Source organism: Xanthomonas translucens pv. cerealis (assembly GCF_006838285.1).
GTDB classification, from domain to species: domain Bacteria; phylum Pseudomonadota; class Gammaproteobacteria; order Xanthomonadales; family Xanthomonadaceae; genus Xanthomonas_A; species Xanthomonas_A cerealis.
Map to the genome: position 1 here is coordinate 1,669,207 of NZ_CP038228.1, position 24,349 is coordinate 1,693,555.

The window sequence follows — 24,349 nt, forward strand, 5'->3', positions numbered from 1 at the left end:
CACCGTCAAATATCCGGCAAGCGCACCCTGCCATTTCGGCACACCGATTGCATCCTTAAGGGCAGAGTCCCCCCTTAAGGAGCCAATCCGTGGCAGCAGCAGCCGACAAATCGAAGAAATCCGCCGACGCCAAGGACCCCAAAGAGGCCCCGGAGGGCGGCAAGTCGAAGAAGAAGCTGCTGATCATCGTCATCGCCGCGGTGCTGGTGCTGGGCGGCGGCGGCGCCGGCGCCTGGTTCTTCCTGAAGAAGCCCGACGCCGCACACGGCAAGCCGGCGGCCAAGACCGCCGAACTGCCCAAGCCGGCGCAGTATTTCGCGATGGACCCGGCCTTCGTGGTCAACCTCAACGGCAGCCCGGACGACGGCCCGCACTACCTGCAGATGGAAGTGCAGCTGATGACCCGCGACCCGGAAGAGCTGAAGCTGATCACCGAGAACGCCCCGGCGATCCGCGCACACCTGCTGATGCTGTTCTCGCAGGTGCAGGCGAAGGACATCGCCGACATCGCGGGGCGCAAGAAGCTGCAGGCCGCGGCGCTGGCCGACGCGCAGAAGCTGATGGCCGCCGAAACCGGCAAGAAGTGCGTGGAAGAGCTGCTGTTCACCAGCTTCGTGACGCAGTAAGGGCCGACGACGATGACCGACCTGCTTTCCCAAGACGAAATCGATGCTCTGCTGCATGGCGTCGATGCCGGCGCGGTGGACACCGGGCCGGCGCCGCCGGCGCCGGGCGAAGCGCGCCAGTACGATTTCTCCAGCCAGGACCGGATCATCCGTGGACGCATGCCCACGCTGGAAATGGTCAACGAGCGCTTCGCACGGCTGTGGCGGATCGGCCTGTTCAATCTGATCCGGCGCTCGGCCGACATGTCGGTGCGCGGCATCGACCTGATCAAGTTCAACGACTACATGCACTCGCTGTACGTGCCGAGCAATCTCAACCTGATCAAGTTCAAGCCGCTGCGCGGCACCGGCCTGATCGTGTTCGAACCGACCCTGGTGTTCACCGTGGTCGACAACTTCTTCGGTGGCGACGGCCGCTACCCCACCCGCATCGAAGGCCGCGAATTCACTCCGACCGAGATGCGGGTGATCCAGCTGATGCTCAAGCAGACCTTCGCCGACCTGCACGAGGCCTGGGCGCCGGTGATGGAGGTGGAATTCGAGTACCTCAATTCCGAGGTCAACCCGCACTTCGCCAACATCGTCACCCCGCGCGAATACGTGGTGGTCAGCCGCTTCCACGTGGAGCTGGAAGGCGGCGGCGGCGAGATCCACATCACCCTGCCGTATTCGATGCTGGAACCGATCCGCGAACTGCTCGACGCCGGCATCCAGAGCGACCGCGTGGACCGCGACGAGAGCTGGAACATCATGCTGCGCGAGCAGCTCAATACCGCCGAGGTCACCGTCTCCAGCGTGCTGGCGCAGAAACAGATGACCTTGCGCGAGCTGACCCGGCTGAAGATCGGCGACGTGCTGCCGATCGATCTGCCCAAACACGTGCCGCTGTGCGTGGAGAACATCCCGGTGTTCACCGGCGAGTTCGGCATCTCGCGCGGCCAGAACGCCGTGAAGATCACTTCGACCCAACCCCCGGGCGCGCTGCGCCGCCGCCCCACCCCCGCCCTGCAGGAAGACGCGTCATGAGTCAGAACGAAATCCCCGAGCCGGTCCCGGCCCAGTTCGACAGCCTGCAGCCGGAAGCCGGCAGCGACGGCGGCGAACTGAACCTGGACATGATCCTGGACGTACCGGTGACCCTGTCGCTGGAAGTCGGGCGCAACCGCATTCCGATCCGCAACCTGCTGCAGCTCAACCAGGGCTCGGTGGTGGAACTGGAGCGCGGCGCCGGCGAGCCGCTGGACGTGTACGTCAACGGCACCCTGATCGCGCACGGCGAGGTGGTGACGATCAACGACCGCTTCGGCGTGCGCCTGACCGACGTGGTCAGCCCCAGCGAGCGCATCCGGAGACTGCGGTGAGCCTGTTGCTCGCAGCCGCCACCCAGGCGGCCAAGTCCGCCTCGGGCGTCGGCAGCGCCGCGCCCTCGCCGCCGAGCCTGATCGGTACGGTGTTCGCCCTGTTGCTGGTGCTGGGGCTGATCCTGGGCATGGCCTGGGTGCTCAAGCGTCTGCCCGGCAGCGGCTTCCGCCCGGCCGAGGGCCTGCGCGTGGTGGCCAGCCTGGCGGTCGGCGCCAAGGAGCGCGTGGTGGTGATCGACGTCAACGGCGAGCAGTTGCTGCTCGGGGTGTCGCCGGGCGGGGTACGCACCTTGCATCACCTGCCCGAGCCGCTGCCGCAAGCGCCGGCGCCATCGCTGCCGAACCTAAGGCAGCTCAAGCACTTCCCCGATTTCGCCCAGCTGCTGGCACAAAAGCTGCGCAAGGACAAATGACCATGTTGCTTCGTTGGAACCGCTACGCGCGCGGCCTGCGCCTGCTGCTGATCCTGCTGACGCTGAGCATGCTGCCGGCACTGGGCTGGGCCCAGGCCGCGCCGGCGGCACCCGCCGCGCCGGCCGCGCAGAACGCCGCGCCGACCCTGCCCTCGCTGCCGGAAGTGAACGTCGGCAAGGTCGGCGCGCAGCAGGTGAGCCTGCCGTTGCAGACCCTGATGCTGATGACCGCGCTCACCCTGCTGCCGTCGATGCTGCTGGTGCTGACCGCGTTCACCCGTATCACCATCGTGCTCGGCCTGCTGCGCCAGGCGATGGGTACCGGGCAGACCCCGTCCAACCAGGTGCTGATGGGCCTGGCGCTATTCCTGACCGCGCTGGTGATGATGCCGGTGTGGGAAAAGGCTTGGGGCCAGGGCATGAGTCCCTACCTCAACGGCCAGATCGACTTCCAGACCGCCTGGACCCTGACCACCCAGCCGCTTCGCGCATTCATGCTGGCGCAAGTACGCGAGGCCGACCTGATGACCTTCGCTGGCATGGCCGGCAACGGCACCTACAGCGGCCCCGACGCGATCCCGTTCCCGGTGCTGGTGGCATCGTTCGTGACTTCGGAGTTGAAGACCGCGTTCGAGATCGGTTTCCTGATCTTCATCCCGTTCGTGATCATCGACTTGGTGGTGGCCAGCGTGCTGATGTCGATGGGCATGATGATGATGTCGCCGATGCTGATCTCGGCGCCGTTCAAGATCCTGCTGTTCGTGCTGGTCGACGGTTGGGTGCTGACGGTCGGCACCCTCGCCGCCAGCTTCAACGGAGTCTGAGCCGATGAGTCCCGAACTGGCCCTGACCGAACTGCGCGGCGGCCTGATCACCGTGCTGTGGGTGGCCGGCCCGCTGCTGCTGTCGATGCTGGTGGTGGGCGTGGTGATCGGCGTGTTCCAGGCCGCCACCCAACTCAACGAACCGACCATCGCCTTCATCGCCAAGGTCATCACCCTGACCGCGATGCTGTTCGCCACCGGCAGCATGCTGCTGGCGCATCTGGTCGAGTACACCACCATGCTGTTCCAGCGCATTCCGCATCTGATCGGGGGCTAGGCGTGGCTGGCGAGAACGGGACCGGGGACCGGGGACCGGGGACCGGGAAAAGCAGGGGCAACCTCGGGGCTTTCCCGATACGCGCCCTTCGGGTCCCAGGTCCCCGGTCCCCGCCCCCGGCCTTTCCCCCCCACTCCCCGGTCCCGGCCTGATGGACTCCGCAACGCAAATGGTCATCGATGGCCAGCAGACCTTCGCGATGGTCGGTGCGATCCTGTGGACCATGCTGCGCATCGGCGCGATGCTGATGGCGATGCCGCTGGTCGGCAGCCGCGCGGTGCCGGCACGGGTGCGGGTCATGCTGGCGGCGACGCTGGCGATGGCGCTGGCGCCGCTGCTGCCGCCGGTGCCGGACTGGAACGGCTTCGACGCCGCAGTGGTGCTGAGCGTGGCGCGCGAACTGGCGGTCGGGGCGAGCATGGGCTTCATGCTGCGGCTGATCTTCGAAGCCGGCGCGATGGCCGGCGAACTGGTCTCGCAGAGCACCGGCCTGGGCTTCGCGCAGATGGCCGATCCGCTGCGCGGGGTCACCTCCGGGGTGATCGGGCAATGGTTCTACCTGACCTTCGGCCTGCTGTTCTTCACCGCCAACGGCCATCTGGCGGTGGTGGCGCTGCTGGTGGACAGCTACAAGGCGCTGCCGATCGGCAACGCGCTGCCGGACGCGCAGGCGATGGCCTCGGTGGCGCCGGATTTCTTCATGAGCATGATGCGCGGCGCGTTGACCCTGGCGCTGCCGGTGATGGTGGCGATGCTGGCGGTAAACCTGGCGTTCGGCGCGCTGGCCAAGGCCGCGCCGGCACTGAATCCGATCCAGCTCGGCCTGCCGGTGGCAGTGGTGCTGGGCCTGGCGCTGCTGGCGGTGCTGGTCGGCGAGATGGGGCCGCCGGTGCAGCGCCTGTTCGATGCCGCCTTCGACGCAGCGCGACAGATCACCGCCTAGAACTAGAATCGGATGGCGCAAGCGCGCAGTCGGGTCTTGCCCGATTCAAGCCTTGCGCGACTGCGCCGATAGTCTCTTCAACCGTGTTGCGCATGCAGCCCCCCCCCTTGCGCAGTGCCTTCCGGGAACGCCAGTCATCGCCGTGCCGAACAGCCACCCGCCGCTGCACCCCTCCCAGTTGCGCGGCATCGCGTGGCGGCCCGCCGCCGCGCTCGCGCTATGCGCCTGCATCGGCGCCGTGGCGGCGCAGGAATACAGCTTCCGCAACTACGCCCAGGCCGACGGCCTGCAGGGCCTGAGCATCAACTGCCTGTATGCCGATCGGCACGGCGTGGTCTGGGCCTGCACCGAACTGGGCCTGCACCGCTACGAACGCGAACGCTTCGAGCAGATCGGCGCCGATAGCGGCGTCGGCAGTCCACTGGTGCGTGCGATCGCCGAGGATCGTCGGCAACGCATGTGGGTCGGCACATCCAATGCGCTGTACGTCGGCGACGGCCGCCGCTTCGCCGCGGTTCCCGCGGCCGACGGGCGACGCCTGCGGGTCGACCAGGGCCAATCGCTGGCGGCGTTCGGCGACGACATCGTCGTGCTCAGCGACAAACGGCCGCTGCGGATCTCAGCAGGCGCCGCTGGCAACTGGCAGGTCGCAGCGCTGCGCACGGCCGACGCCGCACCGCTGCCCGAGGCTTACAGCGTCACCGCGATCGGCGAGGCGCTGTGGCTGGGCTGCGGCCGCCAGCTATGCAGGCTGGATGCGCAAGGCCGCTTACGCCGGCTCGGCCCCGCCGACGGCGTTCCCGAGGATATCTGGCTGGCGCTGCTGCGCGACCGCAACGGCACGCTGTGGGCGCGCAGCATCCACCACATACTGGCCTGGCCGGCCGGCGCGGCAGGCTTCAGCGAACGCGCGCCGCCGCCGGGCAGCGGCTTGTCGACCATGGCGGTGGGCATCAACCTGGTCGAGGACGCCGCCGGCCGGGTGCTGACCCGCAGCGACACCGGCCTGCTGCGCTGGGAAGGCAGGCAGTGGCGCGCCTTCGAGCGCGCGCAGGGGCTGGAAGCGCTTGCGCCCAACATTGCGCCCCTGCTCAGCGATCGCCAGGGCCGCTTGTGGATGGGCACCCGCGGCCGCGGCGTGCAGCGCTGGCTGGGCTATGGGCTGATCCAGCATTGGGAGGAACCGCAGGGACTGGCGACCGCACCGACTTGGTCGATCCTGCGCAGCCGCGGCGACGGCCGCCTCTACGTCGGCAGCGAAATGGGCGCCAACGTGCTCGACCCGGTCAGCGGCCGCATGCTGCCGCTGACCGACGCCGACGGGCAGGCGCTGCGGCAGACGGTGCAACTGGTCGATGCCACCGACGGCACTCTGTGGCTGGGTCAGTCGTCAGGGCGGGTGTTGCGGCTGGACCGCGGCAGCGGCCGCATGCGCGAGCAGGCCAAGATGCGCTCGGCGCTGAAGTGGATGTTCTTCGACGATGCCGGCACCTTGTGGATTCTGACCAACGGCGGCCTGTTCCTGCTGCCGGCGGGCGAACGCAGCGCACAGCCGGCGCGCGACCTGCCGCGCGACCAGTTCGTCGGTGGCGGCTACGATGCGCGCCACCGTCTGTGGCTGGTTGGCCAAAACGGCTTGTACCTGCGCCAGGCGCGGGGCTGGCAGTCGATCCGCCTGCGCGGCACGGCACTGCCGGACGCGGAACTGGACAAGTTCAGCATCAGCGCCAGCGACGAGGTCTGGCTGTCGTTCGGCGATGTCGGGGTCTGGCGTGGGCGTTTCGAGCCGCGCAGCGCCAGCGTGTCGCTGCGCAAGGTCGACGACCCACTGCTGTCGCGGATCGTGCCCTACGTGCTGCACCAGGACCGGCAGCAGCGGATGTGGATCGGCAGCAGTCAGGGCCTGGACCTGTGGTCGGGCGGGCGCTGGATCCGGGTCACCCAGGCCGACGGCCTGCTGTGGGACGATACCTCCGAATCGGCGTTCTTCCAGGACACCGACGGCTCGGTGTGGATCGGCAATAGCAAGGGCGTCAGCCAGATCCTGGACCCGACGCGGCTGTTCGCCGTGCGGCCGCTGCAGCTGCAGTTGCTGCGTGCCACCCGCGCCGGCAACGCGGTCACCGCCGGCGCGCAGCTGCCGTGGTCGCAGCAGCCGATCGAGTTCGCCTTCTCGGCCCCCGGCGCGGTCGGCGGCAGCGACACCATCGGCTTTCGCTACCGCCTTGAGGGCTTGCAGGAACAATGGGCCAGCACCCAACAGGCGCATCTCAGCTACACCCTGCTGTCGCCCGGCCATTACGCGCTGGAGGTGCAGGCGCTGGACGAACGCCAGCGCACGCGCAGCAACGTGGTGCGCCTGGAGTTCACCATCTTGCCGCCCTGGTGGCGCAGCCCGCTGGCGTGGATGGCGTACGCGCTGGCCGCGGCGCTGCTGGTGACCGCGGTGTGGCGCTGGCGCGTGAAGCAGTTGCTGAGCCGCGAGCGCACCATGGCGCGGCTGGTCGCCGAGCGTACCCGCGAACTGGAACACGACAAGCGCGAACTGGAACGGGCGCGCGCCGCGCTGGCGCTGAAGGCGGTCCGCGACGACCTGACCGGCCTGCTCAACAGGGTCGGCATCCTCGACGCATTGGCTGTGCAGATGCAGCGCAGCCGCAATGATGGCACCGCGCTGGCGGTGGCGATGATCGACCTGGACCACTTCAAGCAGATCAATGACCGCCACGGCCATTTGATCGGCGATACGGTGCTGGCACGGGTCGGCCGGCGCATGAATGCGAATCTGCGCGGCGCCGACCTGATCGGCCGCTACGGCGGCGAGGAACTGCTGGCGGTGCTGCCGGGCCTGCTGCCACCGGCGCACAACCGGTTGCACGCGCTGCACCAGGTGATCGGCGCCACGCCCTTCCTGACCGACGCCGGCCTGCTCGAGATCACCACGTCGATCGGCGTGGCCTGGCACCGCCCGGGTGAGACCCTGCAGCAGTTGCTCAGCCGCGCCGACGAGGCGCTGTACCGGGCCAAGCATGGCGGCCGCAACCGGGTCGAACTGCACCTGGACCCGCAGCCGGGACACGCCGTGCCGCACTGAACGATTGCAGTTCAAGCCCAGCCACCACGCGGCCGATACCAGGGATTGCCACGCGTCGCGCGCGCGCATCGCCATGGCTGCGGGCCGCGGCGGACACGGCGCGGCAATGCGCGCGCTTCTTCTCCACTTTTTTCTGCCCGGTGCCGCACCAGATGTCGGATTCCCTGCCCGCCCCCGTTAATGACTGCCGCGGCGCACGCGGCGGCTGAGGGGCGCGGCATGCGCGCGTGCCGGCCGTGCCTGCGGACGCTGCAGGCCCTGCTGCTATGGCTGGCCCTGGGGCTGCTGCTGGGCGACGGCGCGCGCGCGCAGTCGATCCCGTTGCGCCGCTATGCCCACGACCAGGGCCTGCTCGGCGTGGCCGACACCTGCCTGCTGCAGACCGGCAACGGCAGCCTGTGGGTCTGTAGCGAGAGCGGACTGTACCGCTTCGATGGCCACCGCTTCGAACAAGTGCCGCTGCAGGGGCAGCGCGGCCATTCCATCAGCGCTGCGAGCGAGGACGCCGAGCAGCGGCTATGGGTGACCACCTTCGATGCGGTCTACGTCGACGACGGCACGCAACTGCGGCGGCTGGCGCCGGAAGAGACCGGCGCGCTGCAGAGCAACAAGCTGCGCCTGGCCAACCCGCGCTGGGGCATGGTGCTGCTCAACGGCACGCAGGCGTTGCGTGCCGTGGCCAGCGCCGACGGGCGCTGGCGGCTGCAGCCGCTGTTCGACGCGGCGACGCTGGCGCGGCTGCCACAGCTCGGCAAGCTAGGCGAAGCACAGAGCGAAGCCGACAATCTGTGGCTGGGCTGCGACCATGAGCTGTGCCGGGTCGCCGCCGACGGCTCGGTGACGGTGTACGGCCAGGCGCAGGGCCTGCCGCCCGATCGCTGGCGTGGCGTCGTGCGCGACCGCGACGGCGCGCTGTGGCTGCGCGGCGACCATCACCTGATGCAATTGCCGGCCGCGGCCGGGCGTTTCGTCGCGCAGCATCCGCCCGGCGGCGCGCCCCTGCGCCAGGTCGTCGGGCAGGCCCAACTCCTGCTCGACCCGCAAGGGCGGGTGCTGATGCGCAGCGGCCAGAGCCTGCTGCGTTGGGAACATGGGCGTTGGCGCCGCTTCGACCGCAGCAACGGCCTGCCCGACAGCGGCATCGCGGTGCTGCTGTTCGACCACGCCGGCGACCTGTGGATGAGCGTGGACGGCGAAGGCGTGGTGCGGTGGAACGGCTACGGCTGGATCGAGAACTGGGACGTGACCCAGGGTATGAACGCCGCGCCGACCTGGAGCATCCTGCGCAACAGCCAAGGCGCACTGCTACTCGGCAACGAAGCCGGAATGAACCGCCAGCGCCGCGCCGACGAACGCTTCCAGCCCTGGCTGAGGGATGCCGGTCAGCAGGTCCTCGGCCTGCACAACGCGGCGGACGGATCGCTGTGGAGCCTCAGCGCGCTAGGGGAACTGTGCCATCACGACCGCCAGGGCCGGTTACTGCGCAGCTACCCGCGGCTGCGCGTCTCGATCAGGCGACTGTTCCTGGATGCAAGCGGCAGGATATGGATCCTCACTACCGACGGCCTTTACCTGCTGCGGCCGCAATCGGACGATATGCCGCAGCGGGTGCAGGCGCTGCCCAGCAGCGAATACTCGGACATCCAGCAGCGCCGCGACGGCAGCCTGTGGCTGGCCGGCGCAGTCGGTGTGTTCCGGCTGCGTGACAGCACCTGGACCCCGATCAGGCTGCAACTGGACGGCAAGCCGGCGCAGCCGTGGGTCAGCAAGCTGCTGATCCAGGAAGATGGCCAGGTCTGGGCCGCGCTGTACAACCCCGGCGTATGGCAGGGCCGGCTCGACGGCGACACCCTGCAGTTGCGGCCGAGCGTCCAGCCGGAACAGCGCGAGCTGCAGATCTACCTGATACGGCGCACCCGCAACGGCTGGATCTGGATGGGCCACAACCAGGGCGTGGACGTCTACGACGGCCGCCGCTGGTCGCGCCTGAGCCAGTCGCAAGGGCTGTTATGGGACGACATTTCCGAATCGGCGTTCTTCGAGGACCACGACGGCTCGGTGTGGATCGGCACCAGCAAGGGCACCAGCCACGTGCTGGACCCGCAGCGCCTGTTCCAGGCCGGCGCGCCGCGGGTGACGCTGAGCGAATTCAGCCGCGGCGGGCATCCGATCGCAGCCGGCGCGCGCCTGCCCTGGAACCAGGAGTCGCTGCACATCGAGGCCGGATCGCCGGACCTGTACGACGACCGCAACCGGGTTTCGCTGCGCTACCGCTTCGAAGGCGCGCAGACGCGCTGGATCCACACGCCCAATTTCGAGATCGAGCATCCGCCGCTGGCGCCGGGCGAATACACGCTCGAACTGCAGTTGCTCGACGCCTATCGGCACAGTGCCTCGGCGCCGGCGCGGGTGGCGTTCTCGGTGGCGCCGATGTGGTGGCGCAGCCAGAGTATGCTGGCGCTGTACGTGCTGCTCTGCGGCGGACTGGCGATCGCCGCACTGCATTGGCGCGAGCGCCACCTGCGGCAACGCGAGCGCAACCTGGCCGAGCTGGTCGCGCTGCGCACCCAGGAGCTGGAGCACGACAAGCGCGAGTTGGAGATCGCCCGCGCCGCGCTGGCGGTGAAGGCCTCGCACGATTCCCTGACCGGCCTGCTCAACCGCGCCGGGATCCTCGATGCGCTGGCCGCGCAGATGCGGCACAGCGTGGCCGAGCAGCAGCCACTGGCGGTGGCGATGATCGACCTGGACCACTTCAAGCGCATCAACGACACGTACGGCCACCTGATCGGCGACGCGGTCCTGACCAAGGTCGCGAAGCGCCTGAATACCGATCTGCGCGAATCGGACCTGATCGGCCGCTACGGCGGCGAGGAACTGCTGGGCGTGCTGCCCGGACTGCCGATCCCGTCGCACGAGCGGCTGCAGCGCCTGCGCGTGGCGGTCTGCGGGCATCCGCTGCGGGTCGGCTCGCAGAGCCTGGCGGTCACCACCTCGATCGGCGTGGCCTGGTACCGGCCGGGCGAGACCCTGCAGCAATTGCTGGCCCGTGCCGACCAAGCCCTTTACCGGGCCAAGCATCTGGGCCGCAACCGGGTCGAACTGCAGCAGCCCTAGACCCTCCGCGAGCGAGACGCGCGCTGCGACAACAGCGCGACGGGGCAGGCCTGGCAGGCCGCCGGGCGAACGGTACGGTCCTTGCAGGAAGGTGGATCGAATCCCCTGCCCGGCTTGCCCCACCGCCATGTCCGAAAACGAAGAAGGCGCCGAAAAAACCGAACAACCGACCGAAAAACGCCTGCGCGAGGCGCGCGAGCAAGGCAATATCCCGCAGTCGCGCGAATTGTCCACGGCCGCGGTGTTCAGCGCCGGCATCTTCGCCCTGATGGGCATGTCCGGCTCGCTGGCGGCCGGCGCGGTGACCTGGATGAAGGGTGCGCTGCGCCCGGATCCGGGCCTGCACGACAACCCCGACGCCCTGTTCGGCCATTTCGGCGAACTGCTGCTGGGGCTGTTGTGGGTGGCGCTGCCGCTGGTCGGCATCTGCGTGGCCGCCGGCTTCGTCGCGCCGATCCTGATGGGCAGCCTGCGCTTCTCCGGGACGGCGCTGATCCCCAAGTTCGAGCGGCTCAACCCGATGGCCGGGCTGAACCGGCTATACGGCATGGAGAGCCTGGCCGAACTGTTCAAGTCGATGCTGCGCATGGCCTTCGTCGGCGGCGCCGCCAGCCTGTGCATCTGGAACAACGTGGACGGCCTACGCAGCCTGATGCGGCACCCGCTGGAACAGGCGATCGGCGACGGTCTGGGCTTCACCCTGCGCCTGCTGCTGTACACCGCCGGCGCGCTGGCGCTGCTGGCCGCGATCGACGCGCCTTACCAGAAGTGGAACTACACCCGCAAACTGAAGATGACCCGCGACGAAGTGCGCCGGGAAATGAAGGAGAGCGAGGGCAGCCCGGAGGTCAAGGGCCGCATCCGGCAGATGCAGATGCAGCTTTCGCAGCGGCGGATGATGGAAGCGGTACCCAGCGCCGACGTGGTGGTGGTCAACCCCACCCACTACGCGGTGGCGCTTAAGTACGAGAGCGGGCGCATGCGCGCCCCGACCGTGGTCGCCAAGGGCGTGGACGAACTGGCCTTCCGCATCCGCGAGATCGGCGAGCAGCACCGCGTCGCAGTGGTGTCTGCGCCACCTTTGGCACGCGCCTTGTATAGGGAAGGGCAACTCGGCAAGGAAATTCCCGTGAGACTGTATTCGGCCGTGGCCCAGATCCTCTCCTACGTCTACCAGCTGCGCTCCTGGCGCAGCGGGCCGATGCCGCCGTTGCCGCCGCTGGAGGTCGATGAATTCGCCCCGGGGAGCAAGCCGTGAGCCAGCCCGCCGCGCAAATGAACACGCGCAAGATGATGGACATGATCAAGCACGGCCTCGGCGCGCCGGTGATCGTGGTGGCGATGCTGGCGATGGTGGTGGTGCCGCTGGCCGCACCGGTGCTGGATGCGCTGTTCACCTTCAACATCGCGATCTCGCTGATGGTGCTGCTGGCGGTGGTCTACGTGAAGCGGCCGCTGGAGTTCAGCATTTTCCCGATCGTGCTGCTGATGACCACGATGCTGCGTCTGGCGCTGAACGTGGCCTCCACCCGCGTGATCCTGATCAACGGCCAGGATGGCCACGGCGCCGCCGGCAAGGTCATCGAGGCGTTCGGCGAGTTCGTGATCGGCGGCAACTACGCGGTCGGCATCGTGGTGTTCGCGATCCTGACCATCATCAACTTCGTGGTCATCACCAAGGGCGCCGGGCGCGTGTCGGAAGTGACCGCACGCTTCATCCTCGACGCCATGCCCGGCAAGCAGATGGCGATCGACGCCGACCTCAACGCCGGCCTGCTGACCCGCGAGGAAGCCAAGGCCCGGCGCGAGGAGGTCCGCGAGGAAGCCGACTTCTACGGCTCGATGGACGGCGCCAGCAAGTTCATCCGCGGCGACGCCATCGCCGGCATCCTGATCCTGTTCATCAACTTGATCGGCGGCATGGCGGTCGGCGTCCTGCAGCACGGCATGCCGGTGGCGCAGGCCGCGTCCACCTATACCCTTCTGTCGATCGGCGACGGCCTGGTAGCGCAGCTGCCGGCGCTGCTGGTGTCCTCGGCGGTGGCGATGCTGGTCACCCGCGCCTCGCGCTCGCAGGACATGGGCGCCTCGATGATGGGCCAGGTGTTCGGCCAGCACAAAGCGCTGGCGGTCGCTGCGGCGATCCTGGGCCTGGTCGGCCTGGTCCCGGGCATGCCCAACGTCGCTTTCTTGACGCTGGCGCTGATCCTGGGCCTGCTGGCGTGGAAAATGTGGAAGCGCAGCCTGCTGCCGGAAGAGGCCAAGCCGGATCCGGCGCAGCAGGCCGCCACCGCCGGCGCGCAGGCCAGCGCCGAACTGGGCTGGGACGAACTGCGCCCGATCGACCCGCTGGGCCTGGAGGTCGGCTACCGGCTGATCCCGCTGGTGGACAAGACCCAGGGCGGCGAACTGATGGCGCGGATCAAGGGCGTGCGGCGCAAGCTGACCCAGGACATCGGCTTCCTGATCCCGCCGGTGCACATCCGCGACAACCTGGAACTGCCGGCCAACGCCTACCGCCTGCTGGTGCACGGGGTGCCGGTGGCCACCGCCGACATCCATCCCGATCGCGAGCTGGCACTGGACCCCGGCGGCGCGCTGGGCAAGATCGACGGCATTCCCGGCAAGGATCCCGCGTTTGGCCTCGACGCGATCTGGATCCAGCCGCACCAGCGCGCCCAGGCCGAGACCATGGGCTACACCGTGGTCGATCCGGCCACGGTGATCGCCACCCACCTGTCGCACCTGATCCGCGAGCACGCCCCGGAGCTGCTCGGCCACGAGGAAGTGCAGCAGTTGCTGGCCACCCTGGCCAAGAGCGCGCCGAAGCTGGTCGAGGACCTCACCCCCAAGGCGCTGCCGCTGTCGGTGGTGGTGCGCGTGCTGCAGAACCTGCTGATCGAGAAGATCCCGGTGCGGCAGCTGCGCAAGATCGTCGAAGCGCTGGTCGAGCACGCCCCGCAGAGTCAAGAACCCGGCGTACTGACCGCGGCGGTACGCAACGCGTTGGGCCGCTTCATCGTCCAGGAAATCGCCGGAATGTCGGCGGAGCTGCCGGTGTTCACCCTGGCCCCGCAATTGGAACGTGTCTTGCAAGACTCTACGCAAGGCAACGGTGCCGCGCTGGAACCAGGACTGGCCGAGCGACTGCACCAGAGCCTGGCCGAATGCGTCAGCAAGCAGGAAGCGCGCAACGAACCGGCCGTGGTGCTGGTGCCGGCGCAAGTCCGCGCCGCGCTGGCCAGGCTGGTCCGCCACAGCGTCCCCTCGTTGTCGGTGCTGTCCTACAGCGAAGTACCGGAAGACAAGCGGTTGAAGCTGGTGGGAACGATTAGTTGATGGATTGCGGGGACCGGGGACCGGGGACCCGGAAAAGCGAAAAGCGAAGAGCGACACAGCGGTACCGACGCAACGACTGGATGGTTAGGCACTCATGAACATGGCAGCACATAGGCAATCGCTGGGCACCAGGACATCGGCTTTAGCCCGGTCCCCGGTCCCCGGTCCCCGGTCCCGGAGAACACACGCATGAAAATCAAACGCTTCGTAGCTCCCGACATGCGCACCGCGTTCCGCATGGTGCGCGACGAGCACGGCCCGGATGCGGTGATCCTGTCCAACCGGCGCACCGACGAAGGCATCGAGATCGTCGCCGCCAGCAACTACGACGAAGCCCTGGTGCAGCAGGCCCTAGATGCGGCGCGTCCGGAAGAGCAGGCGCCGCGGCTGCAGGTGTCGGCAGCCAACCCGGCGCCGCGTGCGGCCAAGTCCGGCGCCATGGCCAACCCGGCGATGGCGATGATGGCCGCGATCAGCGAGCGCCGCTCCCCGGCCACGGCCAGCATGGCCCAGCCCGCGCCGGCGCGGCCGCTGACCCAGCCCGCCGCAATCGCCACCTCGGCAATGCCGGCTGGCACCGCGCCCACGCCGAACCGTGCGTCCGCCGCACTTCAGGCCCCTGCCCCGGCTCCCGCAGCCGCCGCGCCCTTCGCCGAATTCCGCATTCCCGAGGACGTATTCCGCAACGCGCCGATCAGCGTGCCGATGGCGAGCCCGTTCACCGCCGCGGCCAGCGCCGCCGCGAGCGCCGCCGCCGTACCGGCATGGCTCGACGACATCGCCGCGGTGTCGCTGAGCCCGGCCGCCACGCCGGGCGCCCCGGCTGCGCCCAGCGCCGAACCGGTCGCCGCCGCCACGGCGCCGGCCACCACTGACGGCAGCGCCGGGATTCCGGCGCTGCCGGCCCTGACGCCGGTGCCGAGCTTCCCGGCAGCGCAGAACGACGAACAATTGACTCAGCTGCGCGACGAACTGGCGCTGATGCGGCAGATGATCGAGCGCGAGATGAACCGGCTCACCGACGAGCGCCTGCGCGGTTCGCCGGTGCGCGCCCAGGCGCTGGAACTGATGGACGACTACGGTTTCGACAGTGGCCTCATCCGCGACGTGGTCATGCAGATCCCCGCCGACCTGGAGCTGCACCGCGGCCGCGGGCTGATGCTGGGACTGCTGTCCAAGCGCCTGCCGATCGCGCCGCTGGATCCGATCGAGGAAGGCGGCGTGATCGCCCTGATCGGCCCCACCGGCGCCGGCAAGACCACCACCATCGCCAAGCTGGCCTCGCGCTTCCTGGAACGCCACGCCGCCCGCGACGTGGCCCTGGTCACCACCGATACCATCCGCGTCGGCGGCCGCGAACAGTTGCACAGCTACGGCCGCCAGCTCGGCATCGCCGTGCACGAGGCCGACAGCGATGCCGCCCTGCAGCAGCTGCTGGAGCGTCTGCGCGACTACAAGCTGGTGCTGATCGACACCGCCGGCATGGGCCAGCGCGACCGCGCCCTGGCTGCACAATTGCACTGGCTGCGCGCCTCGCGTGTGGTCCGGTCCTTGCTAGTACTCCCTGCCAACGCGCATTTCTCCGACCTGGACGAGGTGGTGCGCCGGTTCGCCGGCGCCGATCCGCAGGGGGTGATCTTGACCAAGCTGGATGAAACCGGGCGGTTTGGCAGTGCCCTGTCGGTGGTCGCGGACCACCGGCTTCCCATCACCTGGGTGACCGATGGTCAGCGCGTGCCGGACGACCTGCACCGCGCCAACGCCGCCAGCCTGGTATTGCGCCTTGAAGATTTGCGGCGCGCTGCCGATAAGCCCTGTACTCCGGAGCAGAACCATGCCGTCGCGTGATTACGCCAATCTCACCAATGCCTTCCCCCTGTCGGCAACCCGCAGCGAACCGCTGGGTCCGCTAGGCCCGGTGCGCACGATCGCCGTGACCGGCGGCAAGGGCGGCGTGGGCAAGACCAACATCTCGGTCAACCTGTCGATGGCGCTGGCCGACATGGGCAAGCGCACCCTGCTGCTGGACGCCGATCTTGGCCTGGCCAACGTCGACGTGCTGCTCGGGCTGACTCCCAGGTTCACCCTGGCCGACTTGGTCGCCGGGCGCTGCACCCTGGAAGAAGTGCTGATCGACCTGCCCAACGGGTTGATGGTGGTGCCCGCCGCCTCCGGCCGCCGGCACATGGCCGAACTGCCGCCCGCCCAGCACGTCGGCCTGGTCAACGTGTTCTCCGAGCTGCAACGCGACCTGGACGTGATGATCATCGACACCGCCGCCGGGATTACCGACAGCGTGCTGACCTTCTGCCAGGCCGCGCAGGACGCGGTGGTGGTGGTCTGCGACGAGCCGGCCTCGATCACCGACGCCTACGCGCTGATCAAGGTGCTGTCGCGCGAACGCGGCGTGGACCGGATGCAGATCGTCGCCAACATGGTTCGCGACCCCAACGAAGGCCGCCTGCTGTACGACAAGCTGAGCCGGGTGTGCGAGAAGTTCCTCGGCGACGTGTCGCTGAACTACCTGGGCTGCGTGCCGCAGGACGACTGGCTGCGCCTGTCGGTGCAGCGCCAGCAGCCGGTGGTCAAAGCCTACCCGTCCAGCCCGTCGGCGCAGGCGATCACCGAAATCGCCCGCCGCACCTCGCGCTGGCAGGCGCCGACCGCGCCACGCGGCAACGTCGAGTTCTTCGTCGAACGGATCATCCAGAGGGGGGTCGCCGCATGAACGCCGCCGCTCAGTACCGCGCCGTGCAGCGCAACAGTTCCAACGACTACATCGCCCAGCATTCGGACCTGGTGCGGCGCATCGCCCACCACCTGGCCGCGCGGCTGCCGGCCAGCGTCGAGATCGACGACCTGATCCAGGCCGGCATGATCGGCCTGATCGAGGCCTCGCGCAGCTACGACGCCGACCAGGGCGCCTCGTTCGAGACCTACGCCTCGATCCGCATCCGCGGCTCGATGATCGACGAGATCCGCCGCGGCGACTGGGTGCCGCGCTCGGTGCACCGCCGCGCCCGCGACGCCGCCTCGGCGGTGCGCAAGATCGAACAGAGCACCGGCCGCGCCGCCGCCGCCAACGAAGTGGCCGCGGCGATGGACATGCCGCTTCCCGACTACATGCGATTGATGGAAGATGCCGCACGCGGCCAGGTACTGAGCCTGGAGTCGCGGGTCGAGGACCATGGCGAACTGGACACCATCGCCAAGGGCGGCCCCAATCCGCAGCAGATGCTGGAACGCAGCGAGTTCGGCCGCGAGTTGGGCAAGGCGATCGCGCAGTTGCCCGAGCGCGAGCAGCTGGTGCTGTCGCTGTATTACGAACAGGAATTGAACCTGAAGGAAATCGGCGCGGTGCTCGGTGTCAGCGAGTCACGCGTCTGCCAGATCCACGGCCAGGCCACGGTACGCTTGCGCGGACGCTTGAAAGCGTTCGAAGCGGCGGACGCTGGCCTGGAAGACAAAGAATAAGACCCAAGGGAGTTAGCGGTGAACAAGAACATGCGGATTTTGATCGTGGACGATTTCTCGACGATGCGGCGCATCGTCAAGAATCTGCTCGGCGATCTGGGCTTCACCAACACTGCAGAGGCCGAAGACGGCAACAGTGCGCTGGCGGCACTGCGCTCGGCACCGTTCGAGTTCGTGGTCACCGACTGGAACATGCCCGGCATGACCGGCATCGACCTGCTGCGCAACATTCGCGCCGACGACAAGCTCAAGCACCTGCCGGTGCTGATGGTAACCGCCGAGGCCAAGCGCGAGCAGATCATCGAGGCGGCGCAGTGCGGCGTGAACGGCTACATCATCAAGCCGTTCACCGCGCAGACGCTGCAGGAGAAGCTGGGCAAGATCTTCGAACGCCTGGGAGCGACCGTCTGATGCAAGCCACCGCCGAACGCAGCGCCATGATCGAACGCCTGCAAGGTGCGCTGGACGCACTGGAGCGTGGCGACGAAGCCGCCTGGCGCAAGGAAATCGACACCCTAGCCGCCTGGCGCACGCGGCCGATGATGCAGGGCCTGAGCCGGCTGGCGCGCGACCTGGGCCAGGCGCTCGGCGAGCTGCCCACCATCCCCTCCGAAGCCGGGGAGCTGGACGATGCCTGCTCGCGCCTGGACCACGTGGTGGCCATGACCGAACAGGCCAGCCACCGCACCCTGGACCTGGCCGAGGAATGCCGCGCGCTGGCCGAGCAGCTGCGCGCCGGCGGCCTGACCGGCGACCAGGGCGAGATCCTCGACAAGATCCGCCATAACCTCACCGAGATGGCCCTGGCGCAGAGCTTCCAGGACCTGACCGGGCAGATCATCCGCCGCGTGGCGACCATCGTGCGCCGCGTGCACGAGGGCTTCGGCGCGCTCGGCCTGCCGCCGAAGGACGACAAGAAACCCGACGGCAGCTTGGCCGGCCCGGCGCTGGCCGGCCTGGACCGCCACGGCGTGTCGCAGGACGACGCCGACGATCTATTGTCCGGATTGGGGCTGTAACGCCATGAGCGCCGTACCCGACGACATTGCTGCCGACTTCATCATCGAGGCCCAGGAAATCCTGGACCGGCTCGGCGAGCAATTGGTGTCGCTGGAGCAGGCGCCCGAGGACAGCGATCAGCTCAACGCGGTATTCCGCGGTTTCCACACGCTCAAGGGCGGCGCCGGATTCCTGGCGATCAACGCCATGGTCGAGCTGTGCCACGCCGCCGAGGACACCCTGGGCCAGGCCCGCGCCGGCCAGGCCACCCTGCAGGCGCGGCACTTCGACGCCGCGCAGCAGTCGCTGGACTACCTGCAGTCGATGCTCGACGCGTTCGGCAGCGGCAGCGAACCGCCGCGCGCGCCGCAACAGCTGATCGCGCAGTTCGCCACCAGCGGGGAAGAGACCGCCGCGCCCAGCGCCAAGGCCGCCGTCGCCGCGCCGCCGCCCGCCGCAGGCGGCAACGGCGACATGATCGACGACGACGAATTCGAAGCGTTGCTCGACCAGTTGCACGGCGGCGCCGCGCCCGCCGCGCTGCCGGTGCCGGCCGCCGCGCCGCGGCCGGCGCCCAGCGCCAAGCCCGCCGCTGCGCCCGGCAAGGCCGCCGAACCCGAACACACCGTGCGCGTGGACACCAAGCGTCTGGACGCGATCGTCAACCTGATCGGCGAACTGGTGCTGTCGCGCAACCGGCTCAAGACCCTGCGCGTGCGCCTGCGCGACGAAGAACTGGACCGCGCGGTCAGCAGCCTGGACATTGCCACCTCGCGCCTGCAATCGGCAGTGATGCGCACCCGCATGCAGCCGGTCGGCAAGGTGTTCTCGCGCTTTCCCAAGGTCGCGCGCGACGTCGCCCGCTCCCTGAACAAGGAAGTGGACCTGGAACTGATCGGCGCCGACACCGAACTGGACCGCAACCTGGTCGAGGCGCTGGCCGATCCGCTGGTGCACCTGGTGCGCAACGCGATCGACCACGGCATCGAGACGCCTGCGCTGCGCGAAGCCACCGGCAAGCCGCGCGGCGGCCACGTGCGCCTGTCGGCGCAGCAGGAAGGCGATTACGTCAGCATCGAGGTACAGGACGATGGCGCCGGCATCGACCCCGAACGCCTGCGGCAGAAGGCCCGCGAGAAGGGTCTGATCGATCCGGAAGCCGCCGCGCGCCTGACCACCGAGGAGTGCCTGCACCTGGTGTTCCTGCCAGGTTTCTCGACCAAGGCCGAAGTCACCGACATCTCCGGCCGCGGCGTCGGCATGGACGTGGTGCAGTCGCGCATCCGCGAACTCAGCGGACAGATCCAGATCCAGTCCGAACTGGGCCGCGGCAGCCGCTTCCTGATCCGCGTGCCGCTGACCCTGGCGATCCTGCCGACCCTGCTGGTGCAGGCCGGCGACACCGTCTATGCGCTGCCGCTGGCGCGTGTGGTGGAAGTGCTGCACGCGCCGCGCCGCGCGCTGGGCTGGTTCGACGGCCGCGCCGTGCTCGACCGGCAATCGCACACGTTGCCGCTGGTGGATCTGCGCAAGTGGTTGAACATCGAAGCGCCGGAACTGCCGTTGCTGACCGTGGTGGTGCTGCAAGCCGGCGAATCGCGCATGGGACTGGTCGTGGACCAGGTCCGCGGCCGCGAGGAAGTGGTGATCAAACCGCTGCCGCGCGCACTGCGCGGCCTGCCCGGCTACGCCGGCGCGACCCTGATCGGCGATGGCCGGCTGGCGTTGATCCTGGATGTGGATGGGTTGAAGAGCTGAGGGTCCGGGGACCGGAAGATGGTGTCCGAGCGAAAATCGCTGTCAAGCGATTTGACGAAGAAATGCCGTTTTTCTGAAAAAGAAACGGCCATCCTGCCATTCAAGCGCAGTGCTTTTTCTGTAGGAGGGGCTCCAGCCCCGACGCTTTACTCGTAACGCATCGGGGCTGAAGCCCCTCCTGCAGCAAGCCGGAATGCAGCGCACTCGCGATCATTCCCGGGTCCCGGGTCCCCGGTCCCGAAAAACAGCCCCACCATCAAGTCCCTCCCCTAACTGCCGATAGTTTCTGCATGGACAAACTCAGTCTCATTGGCTTGCTGTTGGCGATCGCCTCGCTGGTAGGCGGCAGCATCCTCAAGGGCGCCGGCGTCTCGGCGCTGTGGTCGCCGGCCGCGTTCGTGATCGTGATCGTCGGCACCGTCGCCGCGATCCTGGTGCACACCCCGCCGGCGGTGTTCAAGCGCGCGTTCCAGATCGCCAAGTGGATCCTGCATCCGCCGTCCAGCGATCGCCAGGCGCTGCTGCAGCAGATCGTGGAGTGGAGCAACATCGCCCGTCGCCAGGGCCTGCTCGGCCTGGAGAACCAGGTGCAGCAGCAGCAGGACCCATTCGTGCGCAAGGGCCTGCAGATGCTGGTCGACGGGGTGGAGCCGGAATCGATCCGGCACATGCTGGAGATCGACCTCGACGGCCAGGAACACTGCGACCTGGCCGCGGCCAAGGTGTTCGAAGGCATGGGCATCTATGCACCGACGCTGGGCATCATCGGCGCGGTGCTGGGCCTGATCGCGGTGATGAAGAACCTCGCCGACCCGAGCAAGCTCGGCCACGGCATCGCCGCCGCGTTCACCGCCACCATCTACGGCATCGCCTCGGCCAACCTGCTGTTCCTGCCGATGGCCAGCAAGCTCAAGAGCGTGATCAAGCACAGCAGCGGCGAGCGCGAAATGATCATCGAAGGGCTCATCGCCATCGCCCAGGGCGAGAACCCCCGCAACATCGAATCGAAGCTGGCCGGCTTCTTGCATTGACCCCACGACTATGGCCCGCAAGCGTCAGCACGAAGATCACGTCAACCATGAGGCATGGGCCATCCCCTATGCCGATCTGATGACGTTGTTGCTCGCCTTCTTCGTGGTGATGTACGCGCTGTCCACGGTCAATGAAGCCAAGTACCGGGTCATGGCCGACGCGATGAGCACCGCCTTCGGCGGCGCGCCGCGGACGATGAGCCCGGTGCAGGTCGGCGAGCACCTGATGCAGGGTCAGGGCGGCGCACGCCCGACCCCGATCAAGTCCAGCCCGGCGCTGTCTCTGCCCGACCCGAACCGGCTGCCCTCGGCCTCGCCGCTGCGCTCGCCCAGCGCGCTGCGCGACGAGGACCAGCTGCGCCGCGCGCAGCGCCAGCTCGACGGCATCGCCGACCGGCTCGGCGCCGCGCTGGCGCCGCTGATCCAGAAGAAGCTGATCACCGTGCGCCATGCCGGACTCTGGATCGAAGTGGAAATCAACAGCGACATCCTGTTCGGCTCCGGCTCCGCCTCGCTGGACCAGAGCGCCCGCGCTACCCTGGCGCAGCTGGCGCAGGTGCTGGTGCCGGTGCCCAACGGCGTGCGCGTGGAGGGCTATACCGATAACAGCCCGATCGCCACCGTGCAGTTCCCGTCGAACTGGGAACTGTCGGCGGCGCGCGCGGCCAGCGTGGTGCATTTGTTCGCCGACCAGGGCCTGCAGCCGTCGCGGCTGTCGATGATCGGCTACGGCGAGTTCCGCCCGCGTGCCGACAACGACAGCCAGGCCGGCCGCAACGCCAACCGCCGCGTGGTGCTGGTGATCCTGGCCGACGCCGGCGGTCCCGATAGCGGCAGCGACCCGGCGCCCGGCGCCGCGGCCGGCACCCCGTCGCCGCAAGACCGATTGACCAATACCGCCGGCACCGTGCCGACAACCTCGCTACATGCCGCCGCAGTGGCTGCCGGCAATACCGGCCAGCCCCGCGCGGTACCTGCCGCCATTGAAGGAGTGAACTGATGCGCATCTGGGCGATTGCCAACCAGAAGGGTGGCGTGGGCAAGACCACGAGCACGCTGGCGCTGGGCCGTGGCCTGGCCATGCTCGGCCACCGCGTGCTGATGCTGGATCTCGATCCGCACGCCTCGCTGACCCGCGCCTTCGACGTGCCGCAGGACCCGCCGCCGAGCGGCGTGCTGGAGCTGTTCGCGACGCCGCCGAGCGACCTGGCCGCGCTGGCCCGCCACAGCGCCATCGAGCGCCTGAGCTATGTCTGCGGACAGACCGCGCTGGCCACGCTGGAGCGGCGCAGCGCCAACCAGCCTGGGCTGGGCCTGGCCCTGCAGCAGGCGATGGCGCGGCACGCCGGCCAGCACGATTACATCCTGCTCGACTGCCCGCCGACCCTGGGCCTGCTGATGATCAACGCGCTGGCTGCGGCCGACCGGGTGATCATTCCGACCCAGGCCGAACCGCTGGCGCTGCACGGCCTGGCCAGCATGGTCCGCACCGTGGACATGGTCGAGCGCTCGCGCCGCCGTCCGCTGCCCGCCTCGATCCTGCCGACCCTGTTCGACAAGCGCACCCGCGCCGGCAACGACACCTTGCGGCAGATGCAGGACAGCTACGGCGAGCGGGTCTGGGAAGACGCGATCCCGGTGGACACCAAGATCTGCAACGTCAAGGCGTTGACGGTGGCCGGCGTCCCCGGCGACTACCCTGGCCGCGGCCTGGCCGCCTACCGGCGCGCGCTGGAATGGCTGGTCGCCAGCGACACTACGCCGATGGAGCAGGCCGCATGAACACGCCCGGGGTCATCGACGACTATCTGGAAGGCCTGCTGCACGACGTGATCGCCGATGAGCGCGACGCCACACGCCAGGCCACGCTCGCCGCGGCCAGCGCCGCGCCGGCGCCAGCGCAGGAGCCGCTGCACACCGTCGCAGCGCCCGCCCCGGCCGGCCCCACCCCGGAGGAACTCGCCGCCGCGGTCCTGGCCGAAGCCGATGCCGACCCAGCCCTGGCCGGCATCATGTCGCAGCAGGCCCTGGCGCCCAAGCAGGCCGGCCCCACCCCGGAAGAACTCGCCGCCGCGGTCCTGGCCGAAGCCGATGCCGACCCAGCCCTGGCCGGGATCATGTCGCAGCAGGCCCTGGCGCCCAAGCCGGCCGGCCCCACCCCGGAAGAACTCGCCGCCGCGGTCCTGGCCGAAGCCGACGCCGATCCGGCCCTGGCCGGGATCATGTCGCAGCAGGCCCTGGCGCCCAAGCCGGCCGGCCCCACCCCGGAAGAACTCGCCGCCGCGGTCCTGGCCGAAGCCGACGCCGATCCGGCCCTGGCCGGGATCATGTCGCAGCAGGCACCGTCGGCCGCCGAGCGCGACGCCGATCTCGAGGTGGTCGCGGCGATGGAGATGCAACGTGCCGCCGCGCCGCCGCGCGACCTGGCCGCCGAAGACGATGCCGCCGCTGCGCGCGCGACCAAGCGCCCGCCAATGGCGGTGCCGCCGGAACGCCGCGTCGAAGCAGAGCGCGCGCAAGCGGCAGGCCCGCGCCTGCCGCCCAACCTGCAGGCGTTCATGGCACCGAGCGTGCCGCACGAAGCTTCCCCGCACCAGCGCCGCGCGCCGGAGCGCAGCACCCGCTGGCTGCGCCTGCGCTGCGGCGAACAAGCCTATGCGCTGGAACTGCTGAAGGTGCAGGAAGTGGTGCTGCCGGTGCCGTTGCTGGCCTTGCGCGGCACCCCGCCGGCGATGTTGGGCATCATGAATCTGCGTGGCCAGGTGGTGCCGGTGATCGACCTGGGCATCCACCTGGGCGCCGCGCCGATCGAGATGGACATGCTGACCCGGGTGGTGGTGCTGGAAGAGAACGGCGAGACCCTGGGCCTGCGCGTGTCCGCGGTCGAGGACGTGGCCAGCCTCACCGACCAGCAGATCGAGCCGCCGGACAACGCCCGCATCTGCCGCATCTCCAACCACCTGTTCCGCGGCGTGGCGCGACTGGCACAGCAGCCGATGATCCTGCTCGACGCCGAGCAACTGCTGCACTGAGACCACACGGGCATGGTCCGGCCGCGCATGGACGCTTGCGGGTGAGCAGCACCATGGACCG

The 24,349-nt window shown here is 69.0% G+C and carries 21 protein-coding genes; all 21 read left to right on the forward strand.

The window, feature by feature from the left end; genetic code table 11:
- Window positions 1-89 precede the first annotated feature (89 nt).
- The 21 genes from E4A48_RS07445 (at window position 90) to E4A48_RS07545 (ending at window position 24,288) form a co-directional block, all read left to right on the forward strand.
- On the forward strand, window positions 90-626 hold the full coding sequence (locus E4A48_RS07445; protein ID WP_039005096.1) for a flagellar basal body-associated FliL family protein: 537 nt from the start codon (window positions 90-92) through the stop codon (window positions 624-626).
- Window positions 627-638: 12 nt separating this feature from the next.
- Complete coding sequence (fliM, locus tag E4A48_RS07450) at window positions 639-1,652, forward strand: flagellar motor switch protein FliM (RefSeq protein ID WP_039005094.1); 1,014 nt, start codon at window positions 639-641, stop codon at window positions 1,650-1,652.
- On the forward strand, window positions 1,649-1,987 hold the full coding sequence (gene fliN / locus E4A48_RS07455; protein ID WP_003469349.1) for a flagellar motor switch protein FliN: 339 nt from the start codon (window positions 1,649-1,651) through the stop codon (window positions 1,985-1,987). The genes fliM and fliN overlap by 4 nt, the downstream gene beginning before the upstream one ends.
- On the forward strand, window positions 1,984-2,400 hold the full coding sequence (gene fliO / locus E4A48_RS07460; RefSeq protein ID WP_142742152.1) for a flagellar biosynthetic protein FliO: 417 nt from the start codon (window positions 1,984-1,986) through the stop codon (window positions 2,398-2,400). Before fliN ends, fliO begins: the two co-directional genes overlap by 4 nt.
- A gap of 2 nt (window positions 2,401-2,402) precedes the next feature.
- Window positions 2,403-3,224: a flagellar type III secretion system pore protein FliP gene (fliP, locus tag E4A48_RS07465; RefSeq protein ID WP_039005093.1), complete on the forward strand. Its 822-nt coding sequence runs from the start codon at window positions 2,403-2,405 to the stop codon at window positions 3,222-3,224.
- Between the two features lie 4 nt (window positions 3,225-3,228).
- Window positions 3,229-3,501, forward strand: a complete 273-nt coding sequence (locus tag E4A48_RS07470; protein WP_003469346.1) for a flagellar biosynthetic protein FliQ — start codon at window positions 3,229-3,231, stop codon at window positions 3,499-3,501.
- Window positions 3,502-3,652: 151 nt separating this feature from the next.
- Window positions 3,653-4,444 carry a flagellar biosynthetic protein FliR gene (fliR, locus tag E4A48_RS07475; protein WP_142742153.1) on the forward strand — a complete coding sequence of 264 codons (792 nt, stop codon included), beginning with the start codon at window positions 3,653-3,655 and terminating at the stop codon, window positions 4,442-4,444.
- 142 nt (window positions 4,445-4,586) lie between these two features.
- Window positions 4,587-7,538, forward strand: a complete 2,952-nt coding sequence (locus tag E4A48_RS07480) for a ligand-binding sensor domain-containing diguanylate cyclase (RefSeq protein ID WP_260608085.1) — start codon at window positions 4,587-4,589, stop codon at window positions 7,536-7,538.
- 180 nt (window positions 7,539-7,718) lie between these two features.
- Complete coding sequence (locus E4A48_RS07485; protein WP_142742154.1) at window positions 7,719-10,655, forward strand: ligand-binding sensor domain-containing diguanylate cyclase; 2,937 nt, start codon at window positions 7,719-7,721, stop codon at window positions 10,653-10,655.
- A 127-nt stretch (window positions 10,656-10,782) separates the two neighbouring features.
- Window positions 10,783-11,913: a flagellar biosynthesis protein FlhB gene (gene flhB, locus E4A48_RS07490; protein WP_039005090.1), complete on the forward strand. Its 1,131-nt coding sequence runs from the start codon at window positions 10,783-10,785 to the stop codon at window positions 11,911-11,913.
- A gap of 17 nt (window positions 11,914-11,930) precedes the next feature.
- Window positions 11,931-13,994: a flagellar biosynthesis protein FlhA gene (gene flhA, locus E4A48_RS07495; RefSeq protein WP_142743126.1), complete on the forward strand. Its 2,064-nt coding sequence runs from the start codon at window positions 11,931-11,933 to the stop codon at window positions 13,992-13,994.
- A gap of 189 nt (window positions 13,995-14,183) precedes the next feature.
- Window positions 14,184-15,842, forward strand: coding sequence for a flagellar biosynthesis protein FlhF (flhF, locus tag E4A48_RS07500; RefSeq protein ID WP_142742155.1), 1,659 nt, complete (start codon window positions 14,184-14,186; stop codon window positions 15,840-15,842).
- Window positions 15,829-16,722 (forward strand): MinD/ParA family ATP-binding protein, encoded by an 894-nt coding sequence (locus E4A48_RS07505; protein ID WP_039005087.1) that lies wholly within the window; start codon window positions 15,829-15,831, stop codon window positions 16,720-16,722. Before flhF ends, E4A48_RS07505 begins: the two co-directional genes overlap by 14 nt.
- The gene (locus E4A48_RS07510; RefSeq protein WP_039005086.1) at window positions 16,719-17,468 is read left to right on the forward strand and encodes an RNA polymerase sigma factor FliA; all 750 of its coding nucleotides are present in this window, start codon (window positions 16,719-16,721) and stop codon (window positions 17,466-17,468) included. The genes E4A48_RS07505 and E4A48_RS07510 overlap by 4 nt, the downstream gene beginning before the upstream one ends.
- A gap of 18 nt (window positions 17,469-17,486) precedes the next feature.
- Complete coding sequence (cheY, locus tag E4A48_RS07515) at window positions 17,487-17,879, forward strand: chemotaxis response regulator CheY (RefSeq protein ID WP_039005085.1); 393 nt, start codon at window positions 17,487-17,489, stop codon at window positions 17,877-17,879.
- Window positions 17,879-18,487, forward strand: a complete 609-nt coding sequence (locus tag E4A48_RS07520) for a protein phosphatase CheZ (protein ID WP_039005084.1) — start codon at window positions 17,879-17,881, stop codon at window positions 18,485-18,487. Before cheY ends, E4A48_RS07520 begins: the two co-directional genes overlap by 1 nt.
- Window positions 18,488-18,491: 4 nt before the next feature.
- Complete coding sequence (locus E4A48_RS07525) at window positions 18,492-20,225, forward strand: chemotaxis protein CheA (RefSeq protein WP_039005082.1); 1,734 nt, start codon at window positions 18,492-18,494, stop codon at window positions 20,223-20,225.
- Window positions 20,226-20,515: 290 nt separating this feature from the next.
- On the forward strand, window positions 20,516-21,256 hold the full coding sequence (locus tag E4A48_RS07530) for a flagellar motor protein (protein ID WP_039005081.1): 741 nt from the start codon (window positions 20,516-20,518) through the stop codon (window positions 21,254-21,256).
- Window positions 21,257-21,266: 10 nt separating this feature from the next.
- Window positions 21,267-22,256, forward strand: a complete 990-nt coding sequence (gene motD / locus E4A48_RS07535; RefSeq protein WP_142742156.1) for a flagellar motor protein MotD — start codon at window positions 21,267-21,269, stop codon at window positions 22,254-22,256.
- Window positions 22,256-23,038, forward strand: a complete 783-nt coding sequence (locus E4A48_RS07540; protein WP_039005079.1) for a ParA family protein — start codon at window positions 22,256-22,258, stop codon at window positions 23,036-23,038. Before motD ends, E4A48_RS07540 begins: the two co-directional genes overlap by 1 nt.
- Window positions 23,035-24,288 (forward strand): chemotaxis protein CheW, encoded by a 1,254-nt coding sequence (locus E4A48_RS07545; RefSeq protein WP_142742157.1) that lies wholly within the window; start codon window positions 23,035-23,037, stop codon window positions 24,286-24,288. The genes E4A48_RS07540 and E4A48_RS07545 overlap by 4 nt, the downstream gene beginning before the upstream one ends.
- Window positions 24,289-24,349 lie beyond the last annotated feature (61 nt).